Here is a 17,269-nt window from a genome sequence, read left to right on the forward strand (position 1 = left end):
AGACCAGGGATCTCCGTTCCGCCGCGCGTCACAGGCGACCGCGCGGCGGAACGGAGATCTCTTGTCTCCACTTTATTCAGTCTGCACGAACTGCACCATCGGCGTGATCGTCCAGACCGGATCTCGTTACTCGAAACACTCCTCGAGCAGGGCGTCGACCATGTCTTGGCCCCTGCGTCGTCGGGCGGCAGCCACGGCGTTGCCGTGGTAGTGCGCGGCCGTGCGCGGGTCCCGCTGTGCATTGAGCGCCAAAGCGGTTTCCACGCCCCCCGGGCCAAGCTGACCCAGCTCGGTATGCACGCGGCTGCGCGAGATATGCGCGCCGGTTCCGAAATGCGTTCGCCATACGGTCGAGGGATAGCTGGCCGCGAGTTGGCGGCCATTCACGGCACGGAAGAGCGGCAGTTCCTCTGCCACCGCCCTGTCCCGCATCTCATCGAGCCAGACAGGGTCGAGCCCGCGCAGAACCAGCGCGTCGAGGAATGGGGTCAGCACGGCATGCAACGCCCCGCGCAGGGGCTCATCTTCCTTGGCCGTGACGATATCGACCCGGTAACGCGCGCCGTCAAACAGCACATCCCGGCCCCAGAGGAGCTGTCCGTCACGCAGGCGCAGCGGCAGCAGGGTCCAGAGCGCCACAACCGCCGCCTCGTTGAGCAGACGCAGCCGGGTCTGGCGCCGGGGTGCCTCGACGCTCTTGGCCAGCAGGTGCGCGGCCGTCCCCCACGTGGCTTTGAGATCGGGCAGCTTGTCGAGCTTGGCGAACTTCAGCGGCACCACCGCGCCGATGTCCCGCCGGAGCAGGGCCTCATGTTTGCGCAGCGCGGCCAGGAGGAGTGGATCAAGCCCGAGGGCAGCGCCGAACTGGCGCAGGCGCATCACGGCGGTATGCCGCGTCGCGGGCCGGTTGCCCTGGTCGCGATAGGCCGGGTCCTTGCGTGCCGCCGCATGCGCCGCGCGCGATTTCTCCAATCGGCGCACGCCTTCGACGGTAATCTCGACGGGCGCACCAGTCTCCCGCTGCACCTTCGCATATTCACGCAGCACGTCTTCCATGCTGTCTATCACGGACTCCGCCGGGGTGGCTATGTGCATCGGCAGCGCCCCGAGTCGCATCCTGGCGAGCAGCGTCCGCCACGCGTCTGGAAGTTCCGCGGCATCGACGCGTCGCGTCGCCACGGTCTGGGGAGTGCCAGTGCCTTGGCCCGAACGCGCGGGGCTCTTCGTCTCTATCGCCGCTGCCAGCACCACATGGACCGCCGGATTGCCCGGCAGCAGGCGGTCGAGTGCGGACTTCAGGCTGCGCAGGCGCCGGCTCGACCCGGTATCGGCCGTGAAGGCCAGATAGTCCGCCTCGGTCGGCACGGTGATGCCCCGCGCTTCGGCGAAGGCGAGGAAGCGCGCGAGCACGCGCAGATCCTCGAGCGGCACGTCGTCGAAGGCGGGCAGATCCCGGTAGGGCGCCATCACGGGATCATCGCGCAGCAGCACGCGGCTGCGACGATCGCAGGACCGGCTACGGGGACGCTTCGCCCGGATCGCCTCCCGGACGGTCTCCCGCACGGGCGTCCCGTCCGGCAGGAGCCGGTCGAACGCAGTGCGCAGATCGTCGAGCCGCCGGGTCGAGCGGTCGTCCGCGACGAAGGCCAGGAAGTCGGCAACGGCGGGCACGGTAATGCCGCGTTCGGCGGCGAAGGCGAAGAACCGGTCGAGGGTGCGCAGCTCGCGCAGCCCGACCCTGCCCAGTCCTTCGGTCTCCCGGAAGGCGTCGAAATGGGGCGCTGCGAGGATCTCCTCGCGGGGTCTCGTGTCGTAGGTCATTCAGTCCTCCATGAGTCCGGTGAGCAGATCCTGGCCGCGCTCGACGAGCTTCATCGCGTTCAGCCAGCCGTAGAACTGACGCAGCGTGCCGGGCGTGTCGTCGATGCGCTTCGCGATCACCTCGATCTCGTTTGGATGCCGGTCGAGCAGCAGCGAGGTCTGCCCGTGCCGCATCTGGTGCGGGGTCATCGGAAGGTTCACGACCGTCCGCATGAGCCCCGCGAACTCGGCGCCGAAGAAATCCGGGTTGAGATGCGCGCCCGGTGTCTTCACCGCCGGGAAGAGGAACGGGCTCGTCGCGGCGTGCGGGAACATCGGCCGAATGACCCGCAGATACCACTGGATCGTGTCGTGGCATCCATGCCTGTTGGCGCGGATCGGGAACTCGATTTCGGCTCCGTTCTTGGTCAGTTCCGCTGGGATGAGCACCTTGATCGCCTTCTTGCCGGTCTGGGGAGCGCGGATCTGCGCGTCCTCGCCGACACAGGTCAGGCTCATGGCGTTCTCCACACGGATCGGGGCGCCGCCGATCTCGATCGCCGCGAAACAGGCCGCGGTCCCGAGCATGCGCACGCGCGAGATCTCCGCCGGTGTGAGCGTGCGCTTCTCCGCGGCGATCTGCGCCAGGATGGTCTCGGCAGTCTCGCGCAGTTTCTTGAACGAGCCGAGAAACCGCCTGCGCGGCACGGGTTTTTCCACCAGGCTTTCACAGAACTTGCGGTTTGCGGGCGTCATGCATCGGTCGGCCTTCTTGCCCATCCGGGACACCGCGTTGTTGGCAAGAACCTGTTGCATGATGTGCGTGTCGATGCCGAGATGGGCGCGGACCTGGTTCAGCGCCTTGAGATATTTGCGGGATGTCCGGGGCTCGAGATGGCTATCCTTGCGGCTCCGTGTCCGCCGCGCAAACATCTCGCCGGCGATGGCGCAAAGGATCTCATCGTCGGCGAGGACGATCTTGAGATCGGCTGCATCCGGGCTGATCCCGCCGATCTCCACCCCGATCCGTAGGACGGTGCGGAACGCGGACCGCATGACATGCGCGTGTCCCGCGTGCTCGTCCGCGAACCCCTGCTCGACCGGGTCCCAGTTGGTCTTCGTGACCGCGTCGATCCAGGGCAGGAACTGGGCCTCCCAAGCGGGTTCGATCGCTGCCAGCCGTGGCACGCGCCGCTCGGCCGAAAACCCGATCGGACGGGGTGGCAGCAGGGGCAGGAGCTGGGGGAACTCACGCAACTCATCGAGCCGCCGGAGCGCTCGGGCATTGGCGTCCCGCTTGTTGCCCACGAAATCCGCGTCAATCCGCTGCGCCTCGGCCAGCGTCAGGTCCCGCGGTTGCCAGCCATAGGCGCGGGCCACGAGCGCGAAGGTCTTGAGCATCGAGAGCTTCATCGGATGCCACTTCGCGTTCTTGCCGACCCGGCCCCTGGTGAGCGGTTCGATGGCGGCGAAGAGGCGGGTCCAGTCATCCTGTTGCGCCCGCAGCGCGGCCTGCGCCGCATGCACGCCGAGGAACTCGCGCAGCGGCGCCTGGAGCCGGCGCCGGAAAAGACGGTAGGCCTCGTTCGTCGACCAGTGCTCGGGATCAAACCCGTCGAGCGGGAAGCGCTCCTCGACCAGTGCCAGCTCGGCCGGGATTGCATCCAGCGGCCTGTTGATGATCCGCCCCACCTCGTCGATTGTGCCGAGATATCTGGACCTGACCGACGGCGTGAGGTTGGTGCGTGCCGACACGTGGGCGCGGATATCGGCGAGAGTGGGGCGAGCTTCGTTCCTTGCCGTGGGCGCAGCGCCGACGGCCGCGAGGGCGCGTGCGGAGGACTGTGGGCGGCTGGTTAGATCAAGCATGGGGCATTCCGTTCATGTTGTTTGTATGGATCGTTCGATGAGGGCTGTGCGGGTCGCTTACGTGCACGCTCGGTCGCTTGGATGCGCCCGGGACACACACGCCTGCGAGGTTGCCGCCGGTGAAACCGGGCGGGTGTCTGTGTCCCGGTCGCTTGCGTGTGTGCCGGGTCGTCTGGGTGCGTTTCGCTGTGTCCCGGGCGTGTGAAGGCATGGGGCCGGACCTCTTTTGTTGGGGGTGATGGAGCCGAAGGCCGGTGCGGCTTTGGCGTATCGGGGGAGCGGTTGGCGCGCATGCCAGGCCAGCACCTCGGCCCGGCGCCATCGCTTGGCGCGCGCATCCTTGCGTCCGTTTGAAAGGTCGATGGCGGCCGGGAATGGCGGCGTGTCGGCCGGCAGCTTGCCCTTCTCCCAGCGGTAGATGATCGACGGATCCTCGTGACCGAGTAGCGACGCGACGTCCTTGGCGGTAAGCAGGGGCGCTGTCAGGTCGGCCCAATGCGCCGAGTTCTGGGTCACTGAGAGTCCGATGGCGGGCAGCACTACAGACCAGCGCGTGGTGCCGCCCCTCAGCCGGACTCCCAGCGCGCACAGCACCTTGAGCAGTGCCCTCCGGTCAGCAGATCCTGGATTCTTCCGGATGCAGAAGAAGACTTCCAGATCGTCGCGGGTGAGGGCTTGGTCCTTCATGGCCAGAGGCAATTAGGCCCCGGGTTCGTGTTCCCAAAATCGTGCGCAACGCGGGAAACTGATCGTTCATGCGCCAGGCGGGAACCTCCCGAACACGGGATTGATACCGGTGATAGCGAGCCATGAAGACAACAACACGGGCTACTACGAGGAAGGCTAAGAGGCTGCCGTCAACCTTTGCTGCTGCATTTGCGAAGCTCATCTTGACCGACCGTCTCCTGGAAGACTCTTGCGTCGCGAAAATGGCCGCTGGTTGCTCACATCTACTTTTGCACTCATTTTTGCGAGTGAGTCACCGCCGAACTCGGGCAATCGGCAGACCCAAGACTGGGAAAGATTTCAACGGAAATGACTCCGAGTTGCGTGGACCGTAGGCGGTCATGTTAGCTGCGGCGGCCTTCTCGTCGGGGTTTTAGCTACCTCGGCGCTCAACCGCCGAGGCAAAGCTTGGTCGTCCGCCGTCATGCAAGGGTATGGGGCTGGTAGTCGGAACGCATTGCGCTGAAAGGGGCGGTAGGGACTCGGGGCTAATCTCGGAAGCGCGGCACCCGTCATGCCGAGCGGTTGTTTCATCGCCACTCACGGCCTAAAGCTGCCGCATGGGTGCCGCGGTGCAGCTTCCCAAGACCTGCCATTGATTTTGCTGCGTAGCATCGGGGGCGAAATCCGCTTCATGTCGCGCAGATTTCGGAGCCGCCGGCAGTCCCGGCACGGTTCAATCTTCCGCCAGACACGCAAAATGATACAAGGGGCTATTCTATACGGCAGTGCTCCGTCTTGCGGCGACGCAGGCGATGCCGATTTGGGAGATTAAACATGCCAGTGTTCGACATTCCGACTGACCGTTTGGTCGACTTACCAGATGCGGAGCTTCGCGAATTATTGGCACGGCTTTGCGAGGCGGAGCGCGAGCGGCAAGGCGGTCATCGAAACGAAGTCCGTTGGGGAGGCAGTCAGACTGCCGCCGACGGAGGGCTCGATGTTGTCGTGGAACCGGTCGGATCGTTTGTGCCCGCTGGCCCGCTCGCACGGCGAGACGCAGGAATCCAGGTCAAAGCAGCCGACCTTGCTGCTGCCGCCATCAAGGACGAGATGCGCTATGGCGGCTCACTTCGGCCAGCGATATCGGCACTCGCTGCCAAGAGCGGTTCCTATCTCATTGCCAGTGCGGGTGCGAACTGTTCTGAAACGATGCTTCGACGACGTGTCGATTCGATGCGTGCGGCTGTTGCCGACGACCCCAACGGAGCAGATCTGGACCTGATCTTTCTTGACCGAAAAGCGATCAGTCGATGGGTGAGCGCACATGCTTCGGTGGCCGTGTGGCTACGAAAGCGCCTGACACTTCCCATCCTCGCGGGCTGGCAGCCCTTCGGACGTTGGTCGGCAACACCGGAAGGAGAACCTGACGATCTGATTTGCGAGGCGGGGCTCGTATTTCGCATCGGGCGCGACGATCCGATCCGAGAACTCCCGAATGCACTCGATGCAATCAGAGACCTTGTCCGCGATGGAACTGGTTCTGTGCGCATCGCCGGGCTTTCCGGTATTGGCAAAAGCCGCATCGTGCAGGCGCTTTTCGAGCCGATCGGAGATTTGGCTGCCTTACCTACCTCACATGCTATCTACACGGATTTGGGTCATTCGCCCGACCCAGCGCCGATGGGCATGCTCGAAGCGCTTGTCGACCGTGGTTCTCCAGCAATTTTGGTTGTCGACAATTGTCCACCAGAAACCCACCAAGCATTGGCGCGCAAATTGGCCGAACGGCCGGGACCTGTTCGACTGATCACAGTTGAGTATGACGTCCGCGCCGATAGGCCAGAGGAAACCGATGTTGTCCGCATCGAGGCAGAAGGTTCCGACATTGTCGAGGTCCTTCTCCGCCGTCGCCGCCCTGACCTGTCTTCCGGAGATGCTCGGCGACTCGCGGAACTCGCTCAAGGCAACGCCCGGTTGGGATTCGCCCTCGCCCAAGCTGCACCCCAGACAGGAACCCTCTCGGCCTTCGAGGACTCAGCGCTTTTCGATCGCCTGTTCTGGCAACGCGAGGAACGGAATGAAGAACTGGCACGCGCGGCAGAAGTTCTGTCGCTGGTCTACTCTTTCGAAGTAGACGGCGAGGAGGAACCGGACGAACTGACCTTCCTTGGCTCACTTACTGAATTGTCACGGGGAGCAATGCATCGGCACGCCGCTACCCTTCTCGACCGGGGACTCGCCCAGGCCCGAAGCAGGTGGAGAGCCGTTCTGCCCCACGCTCTCGCAAACCGTCTCGCTGCACAGGCTCTAAAGTCGATACCATGGCGGAGTATCGCGGATGGCTTTGCTGCCAATCTGCGCCTCCGTCGATCGTTCGCTCGGCGACTTTCATACCTTCACGATTCAGATGAGGCTCGACGTATCGTCACTCGGTGGATGGAGGCAGGAGGACCCTTGCATGGTCCGACGCCGGACATGCATGTGCTTGAGGCCGTGTGTCACCTGGTCCCCGATGAGGCTCTGCGAGTCATCGATGGTATGATAGCTGCCCTTCAGGCGGCCCCGGGAGATTTCCATCACCTCGACACCTTGACCCGCATGATCTCGCGGATCGCTCATTCCGAGGCCATGTTCCCTCGTGCCTGCGAAAGAATGGTGACGCTAACCATCGCAGTCGCCGAGCAACGGACATCGAATGCCGACGATGCGTTGAGCAGCCTTTTCGGCCTCTACCTATCTGGAACGCTGGCCCAGACCGACACGCGCATCCGTGTCGCGCGCCAGTATCTTTTGGCGAACAACCCGAACCACCACGCGCGCGGTATCATCATGCTTCGCTCGGCATTGCGAACGGGCTACTGGTCCTCTTCCACCCTCTCTTACGATGACGCCCGTCCAGATGCGTTCGGATGGGAACCCCATCGGCAAGATGTCGTCGAGTGGTTTACTAAGTGGCTCGATCTGGCGGCAGAAATCGCTCTGGATGGCCCTCTTGCGATCAGAGACAGCGCCCGAAAAGCGCTGGCAGATGAAATCGGTGACATCTGGAGGTGCATCCCCGCACTAAGGTCACGGATCGACGAAGTCGCGCGACAACTGCAAGCGGCAGCGCCTTGGGCCGGCGGCCGGCATGCTCTGAATCAGATGCTCCACTATATCCAACGCCGCGGCGAACAATTTCCCTGCGCCGATACAAAAAATGTCCGGCGTCTCATCGATCACATGGAGCCATTAGACCTCGAAGCTCGGGTGCGCGCAGAGATGGTCATGGGGTGGGATTTCGACCTCGAAAACGAAGACGAAGACGTGAATGCTGCCGAGGCCCGGCGAGCGCAGCGCTTAGAGCTTCTTGGGCGGGAATTGGCGGCGAGCCACGATAGCCTACGCGCTGTGGGTCGTGATCTTCTCGAAGCGGAAGGCGGGTCTTTCTATCCACTCGGGGCCGGACTCGCACAAGGGGCCGCTGACCCCGTCGAGGTATGGGTAGTCCTTCGAGACCTGCACCTTATCGATCCCTCCAAGACACGGCAGACGAGCGTCCTCTCGGGGTTCATTCAACAGCTTGATATCTCGAACTCGGCCGTAGCAGACGAGATTCGGATTGAATGTCGAGGTAGCCCTGCCTTGCGACGAGAATACGGTATCTTCCTCGCGAGGGGTGTGCTGCCCAAACAAGAGCTGGAACACGTGATCGAAATCGCAGGGGAGCCGGAAACTTCAGCTTGGCAACTCAGCGATGTCTCTTGGCGCGAAGAGCGCGAGCTGAGTGATGAGGAGCGGGTCCGTCTTTTGCGCACCATCCTCGCCAAATCAGGCGGTCCGGAGCAAGTAGTCGATGCGCTGAGGATGCTCCGACATGTCGAAGGGAACACCCGGGATCGCTGGCCCGAAGAACTTCGGGACGTTGGCCTTGAAGCGATCATCGGGATCATCAACGCAGAACATTTTAACTCCACCAAAGATGCGCGTATGGCGCGCGCCATATCGGCTTGTCTGCGCGGAGACGACGGATCGGGTGCGAGCCGCATAATGGAGGCGATCGTGGATCGTGCCGAAAGACGATACGGTAGCACCTATGATGTCGAAAGAACGCTTTCCGCACTGGCGGAGAGAGCCCCTGAAGTCTTTCTCGGCCGCGTCTTTTTAGACGAAGCAGGTGAACCCTCGGTAAGGTTCCGAGATGGCCGACGTCCTGGGCCACTCTCGCACGTGCCGACTGAGGCTCTGATCGAATGGTGCAGACAAAAGCCCGATCGTTGGACACAAGTGTCCACGCATATCTCGCCCTTTTCGCGCGGGATCGATGATGAAGGTGAAACCGGACAGATTTCTCCGCTCGCTTTCGCGTTTCTCGAGGCGGCACCGCGCCCCGAGGAGGTGATCGAGGCATATCTCCAACATCTTGCCCCAATGAGCTGGTCGGGTAGCCGAGCGGCTATCATGGAGCGCCGTCTCGCCGTGATAGAATCCTTACAGGACCATCCTGCGCCTGAGGTTGGGCATACGATCTCTCGCCTGGCTCCTGACATCCGCGCCCGAATTGATCGCATCCGTCGGGCCGAGCAGGAGGAAGACCGAGAGCGGGACCAGCGTTTCGAGTGAGGGCCGTCCTGTCGTAATATTATCAAATGCAGACGTTCGTCTTCATTGCAGCGAAGATCTGCTTTCCTGAAGGTTTTTCGATGTGGGCCGCGGCACGTCTTTGGCCGGCATACGCTGACGGCTCGCGTGGACGAACCTCGGAAGGAGGAAGCCGCGGGGGTCTTGGAGCAGGCTATGGGGAAAGAGCGTTGGTGTTAAGAGCCAGCGGCACCATGGGCCCGTGACCGGACGTGTTCGGCGCGACGGCTTCAGGCTTTCTCAGTTTTGTTTGGCGTCGCACCTTCGCTTTCTTCCATCGAGGTTCGTTTTCCGTGAACTGTTTCGATGACTGCGAGTCCGGCCTTCACGCGCTTCGGCATGCCCCTGCTACGGCGGCCCGGTGCGTATCATCGAAACCTTCCGGCGGGGCGAGATCCCGATGTCACGCGCGCCACCGAGGAAACAGGCCGCATGACACGACCCATGTCCAACGTAACCGCGCCATTGGCACCGCCTGCCTGACGCTTGACCGACGACGGCATCGAGGAACTGAAGGACATGATCCGCGACGCCCGTATCAGCACCAAGACCTGGCATGAGTTCCTTGAAGACTTCGTAGATGACGCTGAACTTGTCGCCCGCATCAAGGCCAAATCACCGCGGTAACAATGGAGCGGTTACTGTCCAACAGCCCCAACGCGCACCGGTTGCCACCGAAAGACCGGCCGACATCCTCTATGGCCATCTCTCCGGATCGCCGCCTGAAACGCGTGGCCCGACTGAAATCGTCCATCAATCTACGCGGCCTATTTCGAAGCAATCAATCTTCCCATGCCGATAACGGAAGTGCATTCAGCTCGCGGCGCGTCTGTCGCCATCGAGGCATCTCGCGATCCAGAACGGCCGTGAAGCGTTCGTCATGCCTGGGCGACACGAGGTGCGCGAGCTCGTGAACGATGACATAGTCGATCATCCGCTCCGGTTTCTTCGCAAGTTCCGAGTTCAGCCAGACGATGCCCTTGTCAGGATTGCAGCTTCCCCACTTAGTCTTCATCGGCCGGATGCCCCACTTATTGGGCTCAACGCCCATGCGCGCTGACCAACATTCGATGCGCGGCGCGGCCAGTTTTCGGAGTTCTGCCTTCAACCACGAGTCCATCCATCGGCGCAGCTGCTCTGGTTCGCTGTCCACGGGGGCATTCAACACGAGCTTGTCGTTGGCCCTCCGAGCGATCCTGTGGATCTTCTTGTCCCAGTGCTGAACTTCGAGCCGCAGCGGTCTGCCAAAAAGGAAATGCGTTTCTCCAGAGACGTAGCGACGCGTGGGCTGGCGCTCCTGCTTGGTGAATTGCGCCTGTTTCCGCCGGATCCAAGACATCCTGGTTAAGACGGCGAGCCGGATGGCTTCGGCGCTCACGTGATCCGGGGCGGCGACCCTGACCCGGCCCTCTGGAGGGTAGCAGCCGATGTGCAGATTCTTGATCTTTTTGCGCACGATCTCGACGTCGATACCGCCGATCTGCGAGACTTCAGTATTCACTTTGGTTTTTCAGGATCTCGAAGATCCGCTCCACTGTGTCCGGGTCATCCAGGATCTGCTGAAGGCAACGCCGGACTTTCCTTTCCTTCATTGCGTTGCCGCGCCATCCGAAAGGTGTTGTCTCGCGCACTGCGCGATCAACCGTCAAAGCCATAGCTTCGTCAGTGTCGAGGTTGTCGAACAGCGCCTTCAGGCCGGCGCTCTTGATCGAGTCTGGATACTCCTTGCCGTGTCCGGCTTTCGCATCCCGCACCAGTGCCGCGATCCGTTCGAGATATTCTGCGTATTCAATAGCTTCTTCCCGCCGTTGGCGAACAAGATCGGTGAGCAGTTCGGACATCTTCTCATAGAAGCGCGGGTTTACCGGGGTCTCCTCGATGATCAGCTTTCGAACGTTGTTTTCGATTGCATCCGCCACGTTTTCCCGTTTGCGTTTCGATGCAGGCGGCAGATCATTCACAGCGTCGGCACCCTTGCTCTCTACCAGATCGATCAGGCTGATATCGTCAAGATGCGAGATGACTTCCGAGTCCTCGGCGCGGATGTAGTTGTCGATCAAGTGACGCATCGCCGGCTCATAGAGCTTCATGTCAACTGCGTCGCCGCTGTGCAGCCGAACAGCATCCCTGATCCCGATGGCTTTCTCAACCTCTCGGCGGATTTCGCCGAGTTCGAGATCGTTGAATCCCGAGCCCTCGGGCTCGGCAGCAATATTAGCGTAGGCGCGGGCGTAACGTCCGGCGATCTTGTAAAGCGCTTGGCGGCGCCGCGCTTTCTCCTCGGAATCAGGGTCGATGTCGATGCCCTGGGGGCTCGAGAAGTAGGCGAAGATCTCGTCGTCCGACTTTGGCTGATCCACGCCGTCCATGAGGCCCAGCCATGCGTCCCGTGCAGTCCGCAGGTCCTGATCTGCCTGTTCAGCACGATCAGTGATCAACCCTTCCACATCCTCCTTGTCGAAGGCATCGAAGGCTTCTGACGTGTAGTCGTCCACCGCGCTCTCGATGTTCCGGAACAGGTCCTTGTAGTCCACGATGTAGCCGAAGTCCTTGTCGTCCCCGTCCAGCCGGTTCACGCGGCAGATTGCCTGGAACAGTCCGTGGTCGCGCATCTGCTTGTCGATGTAGATGTATGTCGCCGTGGGCGCGTCGAAGCCGGTCAGAAGGCGGCTGACGACGATCAGCAGCTTCATGCGCCCCGGCTCCTTCTTGAACAACCGAAGCGCTTCCTCCTCGTAATCTTCCTCCGAGGTCTCGCCCAGCAGGTCCGTGTAGACGCGGTGCACATACTGCTTCTCGGTCTCGCCCATGCCGGTCTCTTCGCCGGTGATCTCGGGCGCGGCGCGTTTGTAGGAGGTCACGATTGCGCATTTGTCGGCCAAAACGGATCCGGACTTGCGAAAGATCTCGAAGAACTTGCAGGCCTCGGGGATCGACCCCGCCACAAGCATCGAATTACCCATGCCCGCGTTCAGGCGCGGCTTCATCTCCATGTCCATGATGATGTCGTTGGCGATCTGCTCCAGGCGGTCACGGCTCGACAACACCCGCTGTAGCGTGCCCCAGCGCGCCTTCAGCGTCGCCTTGGCGATCGGTGTCAGCCCCTTGGTCTTAGCCTCGAACCAGGCGTCGATCTTGCCCGGGGCACTGATCCGCTGGTCGATGTCTCGCGCCTCGTAGCGCAGGTCCAGCACCACGCCATCCTCGACAGCCTCGTCGAACCGGTAGGGCTTGCCGATATAGGGGCCGAAGGTCTCCAGCGACGTTTCTTTGTCGGACTTCAGCAACGGCGTGCCGGTGAAGCCGATGAACATGGCCTCGGGCAACACCTGCCGCATGGCGCGGGCCAGCTTGCCCGATTGGGTCCGATGTGCCTCGTCGATGAAGACGTAGAAATCACCCACCGGCGCACCGATCTTTGCGCTCTGGATGTCCGAGATCAACTCGGCCATCTCAGTCTCTTCGCGCTTGCCGAACTTGTGGACCAGCGAGCAGACTACGCGGTCGGTCGGATCGGCGAGGGCGGCCATCAGGTCTGTGCCGCTCTTCGCACGGCGCACCTTGTCGCCAGTCCCACCGAACACGTCCTCGGAGATCTGCCGGTCCAGTTCCTTGCGATCGGTCACCACCAAGATGCGCGCATCCGGCTGGGCCTCCCTGATCCAGCGCGCCAGCATCACCATGATCAGGCTCTTGCCGGACCCTTGGGTCTGCCAGATGATCCCGCCCTCGTGCGCCGCCACGCGCTCCTGCGCGGCCTTCACGGCGAAATACTGGTTCGGGCGGGCGATCTTCTTGATGCCGGCATCGAACAGGGTGAAATCGTGGATCAGCTCCAGGAACCGCGCCGGCGCCATCATCTGTGTCACGTCCCGGTCGAGGCGGGCGGAGATCTCGCTCTCTTCCTTCCAGGCCAGCCAATAGGGCTGTGGCGTGAGGATCGGGGCGTAACGCAGCCCCTCGCTGTCATTCCCGGCAAAGGTGATCTGCACTGTGGTGAAGAAGTGCCGGATGAACTCAGGCCGCTGATTGTCGAGGGTCTGGCGGATGCCTTCGCCCACGCCCACGGTGGATTTCTTCAGCTCGACCGTCCCGAGGGCGATGCCGTTGACGTAGAGCACCAGGTCGGGGCGCTTGTTCCACGCCTTGACGTCCTTGCCCTCGATGGCGACCTCTTCGGCGACGCCCATGTCATTGGCGGCCGGATCGCCCCAATCGATGAAGCGGACGGTGATCGGGGCCTCGCCCGGGCCGGGGGCGACAGCCACGCCGTAGCGAAGCATCTCGTAGAAGCTCTGGTTGGCCTCGTAGAGCTTCGTGCCCTCCATCCGCGCCTCGCGCTTCAGGAGCGTGATGGCCTGGGTGACGATCTCGGGCGCATATCTGCGCGACAGGAGCCAAGGACGCAGCAGGTCCTCCTCGATATTGGCGTTGCCGTCGCGCTTCAGCCAGTCGCCGAGGTAGCGCCAGCCGAGGCCGCCGGGCGCGTCGGTCTGGTGGCCGCTCAGCAGGTCGATGACCCGGTTCTGCGCCTTGCGTTCCGCCTCGCCGATCTTGCTCATGGGGACCTCTCCGTTCTGGAAATCACTCGTTGGAAAATATCGTCAAACCAGCCTGATCTGTCCGGTCAAAAGGTTCTGCATCATGCCCTCCTTCACCTGCTGCGCCTTTAAGAGGCGGGTTTCGAGGGCCTGGATTTCGGCGTCCATGTCGGCGAATAGCCGGCCAATCGCCGCCTGTTCTTCGACGGGAGGCACGCGGAACCGCAATGCGGCCAAGTTCTTCTTCGAAATACCATAGACTGATGAACCCGTTGCGATGCTTTCAATTCCGGAACGGACATCCCCAAGAAACTGGATGTAAGCCTTGAAGCCGTCCGCAACGATCTCAGGATTGCCCCTTAACAGGAAGGTATGCAGACCGGCGACAGCTTGAGCGGAGCCGACACCGCGAACCTCAACTGACTTGCCAACGTCAATCACGTCCTCCGATGCGTCGGCGATGACCAAGTCACCATCCTGAACGCGAGAGAGCGTGGTAACCTGTAGTGGGTGGATTTCGGGCAGGCGGGTCCTCGACAGATCCAGCACGGAGGACCTCATGCCGTGGATGTCGCCATAGTGGATATAGCCAACGCCGAGGTTGGTCCCGAGTTGGGAACGCGATGCCGATCCGGTGCGCAGGAACTGGAAACATTGGCCGAACGTGGTTTCCACCCACTCCCCCGAGAATCCCGGAAGGCGGCGCTTGGCGGTCAGGAGGTCCTGCATCGCGCCCTGCTTGATGAGCCGCTTCTTGGCGATCAGCCGCTCCAGCCCCTCGATCAGCGCATCCGCATCCGAAAGCGCCTCGGCGATGGCTTCCTGTTCCGATTTTCCAGGGAGCGCAATCTGGATCTTCGAAAGACTTTGCTGACCGATGTTTGCCCGAATGCCGCCTTGCCCCGCCGCCATAATCTGCTGGCGGACAATCTGCGAGCGAAGCCCATATCCGGCGAAAATTGGATCGAGTATATCAGAGGTGGGTTTTCCACGAAGAACGAAGCCGCCGAAGAGGATCGGTTCGTCATCAAGATACACCGACGCCAATCCAACCTCTTCCTGGGTTTCAGAAGTTCGATTAAACAGGACGTCACCCCTCTGCACATGGTAGCGAGTGGTCTCTGCCGCTGAGGTAGCCACGCGACCTGGGATCATGTGGGCTGAAAGATGGGTGTTGGTGATGACTTCCAGCACGTTTGCGAACCGCAGGCCGCGTCCATAGGCAGTCTTATCCGTATTGAAACCATTCTGGAACTTCATCAACTGGCCCAGCGGGACGAGGGACCAGCCTTCCGGAAGGGTCGCAGCGCTGTCCTCTCTCATTTGGCAAAGCCCATGGCACACAGGTGATTGGCAACCTTGCTTTCGAGCTTGCCGAAGCTCTCCGTCATCTCCGGCAGCGTGTGCCCATACCGCTCCGTGAGCACCCGCACTCGGGCGGTCAGCTGCTCCGTCCGCGCCTCGATCTCGGCCTCGATCAGTTCGGCAATGTCGGTCAGCCATTTGTCATCCACGACCAGTGTGCTGATCTCCTCCACGGTCAGTTCGGGGTATTTCTTCAGCGTGGCCTCGGTCAGCGCCGCCTCGGTATCTTTCACAACCTTTTTCGCCGCCGCCTCATCTTTCAGAAGTTTCTTGGCTTTGTTGAGTGCAGATTTTTCTTCATCGTCCAGACCAGAGGCTTTGAGGCGTTCGTTTACGGACTTTTGTGTCATTTTGCCGTCGTCGCCAACGGCATGAAACAGGTCGCCCCCTTCACCGCCTTGTTCCTCAACCATTTCTTCCACCAGCCGCGTGACCTCCTGTGAGTCAGCTTCTGCGTGGTCGAGATCTGCTTTCAACTCAGGCAGGAACTTTGCAATTACCAGAGCGGGCGGAATTACTTCGCACATCAGCCTGGTTGTCTTGCGGCCTTGTTTCACGAAGAGATCGCCGGCTTCCAGCCATTTGATCTTGCCATCCTTGTCAGTCTCGTATCGAGCCTCGCGGATTTCGCGGCAAGCGTCCCAACCATTGTGCGCGATGATGAAGACATCGTCCTGCATCACCTCGGCCCAGTAGGACATGAGCCGCTGATAGGCTTCATACTGGTCGATCAGCGGCGCCTCGGCGAAGCGGACCAGCATGTCCTCGGCGATGGTGTGGATCAGGTCCTTGGGCTTGTCGCCCACCTGAATGCCATCCACCAGATCGGCGCTCGGACCGGCCCAACGGTCGAGGATCGCGTGAACGCGGTCACGGAAGGCGCCGAACTCGGGATGGTTGCGGATGGTGGTGCGGACCTCCTCCGGCGCAACCAGCGGGTCGGAATAGCCCGGGCGCGGGTTCGGCCCGAACAGCGTGGCGCGGATGCCCGGCATGACGTCCCAGAACTCGGCCAGCAGGTCGATGTCGCGGTTCGGCACGCCGCCTTTCAGGTGCGCCTCAATGTCCTGAAGATCCTCGGGATCGGAGCCGTCGATGTAGCGCGGGATGTTCAGGTTGAAGTCGTTGCGCGTGATCTCGGCGTAGGAGACGAGGCGGGAGTAGCCCTTGATCTCGGCCTGCCGGGTGTAGGCGTCGGTAATCTTGTGGATGTCGCGCTCGCGCAGGCGATTCTTGTTGCCGTCCTTGGTGAAGCCGCGCGAGGCGTCGATCATGAAAACCGGACGCTCGGCCTGAGCCTGGGATTTGTCGAGCACGATGATCGAGGCCGGGATGCCCGTGCCGTAGAAGAGATTCGCGGGCAGGCCGATAATCGCCTTGATGTAGCCGCGTTTGAGGATCTTCTCGCGCAGCTCGGCCTCCTTGTTCCCACGGAACAGGACGCCATGGGGCAGGATGACCGCGCCGGAGCCTGTGGCCTTCATCGAGCCCAAGATGTGGAGCAGGAAGGCGAAATCGCCGTTCTTGTCGGGCGGCATGCCGAGGTCGAAGCGGCCGAAGCGTGTGTCGCTGGTCAGGCCCGAACCCCAAGCCTTGGCCGAAAAGGGCGGGTTGGCGACCACGAAATCGAACGTCTGGAGTTCGGTTTCGGATGCTTTGAACTGCGGCTCACCAATCACGTCGCCCTGGACGATCTCGGCATCCTCGCGCCCGTGCATGATCATGTTCATCTTGGCCAGGCCGCGGGTGGTGATGTCCATTTCCTGGCCGTAGACCGTAAGGGTGACCTTGGCCGCGTCGGCGGCCTTCAGCAACAGGGAGCCGGACCCGCAGGTGGGATCGTAGACGGTCTGCTTGGGGCTGGTGGCGCGGTCCACGCCGGCGACAGCGGCTACGACGCGCGAGACCTCGGCGGGCGTGTAGAACTGCCCCTTGCTCTTGCCGGACTCGGTCGCGAAGTTCCGCATCAGGTATTCGTAGGCATCGCCCAGGATGTCATCGCCATCCGCCCGGTTGCGGCTGAAGTTCAACTCCTCACGGCTGAAGATATTGATCAGCGCGGTGAGGGTGGTGACCATCTTGGCACCGCGCCCGAACTTCTCTGTGTCGTTGAAATATGCCCGGTCGATGATGTTCTTGAGGTCGTTCGCCTCGGCGATTCCGGCGATCGCCGTATCGATGCCTTCGCCGATGTCCTTCGTGCCGCGGAGTTGTCGGATATCGCCGAACGAGCAGCCTTCTGGCACCTCGATCAGCGCGTCCGGCTGCCCGGCCCTGTCTGAGACGTATTTCAGGAACAGTAGGGTGAGGATGTAATCTTTGTAGAGCGAGGCATCCATCCCGCCTCGCAGCTGGTCGCAGCTGTCCCACAGGGATCGGTAAATGTCGGATTTCTTGATTGCCAT

Annotated in this window: 9 protein-coding genes; 2 read left to right on the forward strand and 7 right to left on the reverse strand. The window is 61.9% G+C overall.

Annotation, left to right across the window (positions count from 1 at the left end; all coding sequences use genetic code 11):
- Positions 1–126: 126 nt before the first annotated feature.
- The 3 genes from VOI21_RS05460 to VOI21_RS05470 are packed head-to-tail and all read right to left on the reverse strand — an operon-like array spanning position 127 to position 4,356.
- Positions 127–1,821, reverse strand: a complete 1,695-nt coding sequence (locus VOI21_RS05460; RefSeq protein WP_323768524.1) for a hypothetical protein — start codon at positions 1,819–1,821, stop codon at positions 127–129.
- The gene (locus VOI21_RS05465) at positions 1,822–3,669 is read right to left on the reverse strand and encodes a hypothetical protein (RefSeq protein WP_323768526.1); all 1,848 of its coding nucleotides are present in this window, start codon (positions 3,667–3,669) and stop codon (positions 1,822–1,824) included.
- A gap of 57 nt (positions 3,670–3,726) precedes the next feature.
- The gene (locus VOI21_RS05470; RefSeq protein WP_323768528.1) at positions 3,727–4,356 is read right to left on the reverse strand and encodes a hypothetical protein; all 630 of its coding nucleotides are present in this window, start codon (positions 4,354–4,356) and stop codon (positions 3,727–3,729) included.
- Positions 4,357–5,172: 816 nt separating this feature from the next.
- Between VOI21_RS05470 and VOI21_RS05475 the strand changes: the two genes are divergently transcribed.
- Positions 5,173–8,940, forward strand: a complete 3,768-nt coding sequence (locus VOI21_RS05475) for a hypothetical protein (protein WP_323768530.1) — start codon at positions 5,173–5,175, stop codon at positions 8,938–8,940.
- Positions 8,941–9,444: 504 nt separating this feature from the next.
- Positions 9,445–9,585 carry a hypothetical protein gene (locus tag VOI21_RS05480; RefSeq protein ID WP_323768532.1) on the forward strand — a complete coding sequence of 47 codons (141 nt, stop codon included), beginning with the start codon at positions 9,445–9,447 and terminating at the stop codon, positions 9,583–9,585.
- 154 nt (positions 9,586–9,739) lie between these two features.
- On the opposite strand, the gene VOI21_RS05485 is transcribed toward VOI21_RS05480, so the two are convergent.
- The 4 genes from VOI21_RS05485 to VOI21_RS05500 are packed head-to-tail and all read right to left on the reverse strand — an operon-like array spanning position 9,740 to position 17,269.
- The gene (locus tag VOI21_RS05485; protein WP_323768534.1) at positions 9,740–10,459 is read right to left on the reverse strand and encodes a SprT family zinc-dependent metalloprotease; all 720 of its coding nucleotides are present in this window, start codon (positions 10,457–10,459) and stop codon (positions 9,740–9,742) included.
- On the reverse strand, positions 10,449–13,520 hold the full coding sequence (locus VOI21_RS05490; protein ID WP_323768536.1) for an HsdR family type I site-specific deoxyribonuclease: 3,072 nt from the start codon (positions 13,518–13,520) through the stop codon (positions 10,449–10,451). The genes VOI21_RS05485 and VOI21_RS05490 overlap by 11 nt, the downstream gene beginning before the upstream one ends.
- Positions 13,521–13,562: 42 nt before the next feature.
- Positions 13,563–14,822 carry a restriction endonuclease subunit S gene (locus VOI21_RS05495; protein ID WP_323768538.1) on the reverse strand — a complete coding sequence of 420 codons (1,260 nt, stop codon included), beginning with the start codon at positions 14,820–14,822 and terminating at the stop codon, positions 13,563–13,565.
- Positions 14,819–17,269 carry a type I restriction-modification system subunit M gene (locus VOI21_RS05500; RefSeq protein ID WP_323768540.1) on the reverse strand — a complete coding sequence of 817 codons (2,451 nt, stop codon included), beginning with the start codon at positions 17,267–17,269 and terminating at the stop codon, positions 14,819–14,821. The genes VOI21_RS05495 and VOI21_RS05500 overlap by 4 nt, the downstream gene beginning before the upstream one ends.

It is taken from the genome of Antarctobacter sp. (genome assembly GCF_034670325.1).
Lineage (GTDB): Bacteria > Pseudomonadota > Alphaproteobacteria > Rhodobacterales > Rhodobacteraceae > Antarctobacter.

Excerpts from the sequence above, each read along its gene's own strand:
- VOI21_RS05495 (WP_323768538.1), bottom strand. The coding sequence starts at position 14,822 with ATGAGAGAGGACAGCGCTGCGACCCTTCCGGAAGGCTGGTCCCTCGTC.
- VOI21_RS05460 (WP_323768524.1), bottom strand. The coding sequence starts at position 1,821 with ATGACCTACGACACGAGACCCCGCGAGGAGATCCTCGCAGCGCCCCAT.
- VOI21_RS05490 (WP_323768536.1), bottom strand. The coding sequence starts at position 13,520 with ATGAGCAAGATCGGCGAGGCGGAACGCAAGGCGCAGAACCGGGTCATC.
- VOI21_RS05500 (WP_323768540.1), bottom strand. The coding sequence starts at position 17,269 with ATGGCAATCAAGAAATCCGACATTTACCGATCCCTGTGGGACAGCTGC.
- VOI21_RS05465 (WP_323768526.1), bottom strand. The coding sequence starts at position 3,669 with ATGCTTGATCTAACCAGCCGCCCACAGTCCTCCGCACGCGCCCTCGCG.
- VOI21_RS05470 (WP_323768528.1), bottom strand. The coding sequence starts at position 4,356 with ATGAAGGACCAAGCCCTCACCCGCGACGATCTGGAAGTCTTCTTCTGC.
- VOI21_RS05475 (WP_323768530.1), top strand. The coding sequence starts at position 5,173 with ATGCCAGTGTTCGACATTCCGACTGACCGTTTGGTCGACTTACCAGAT.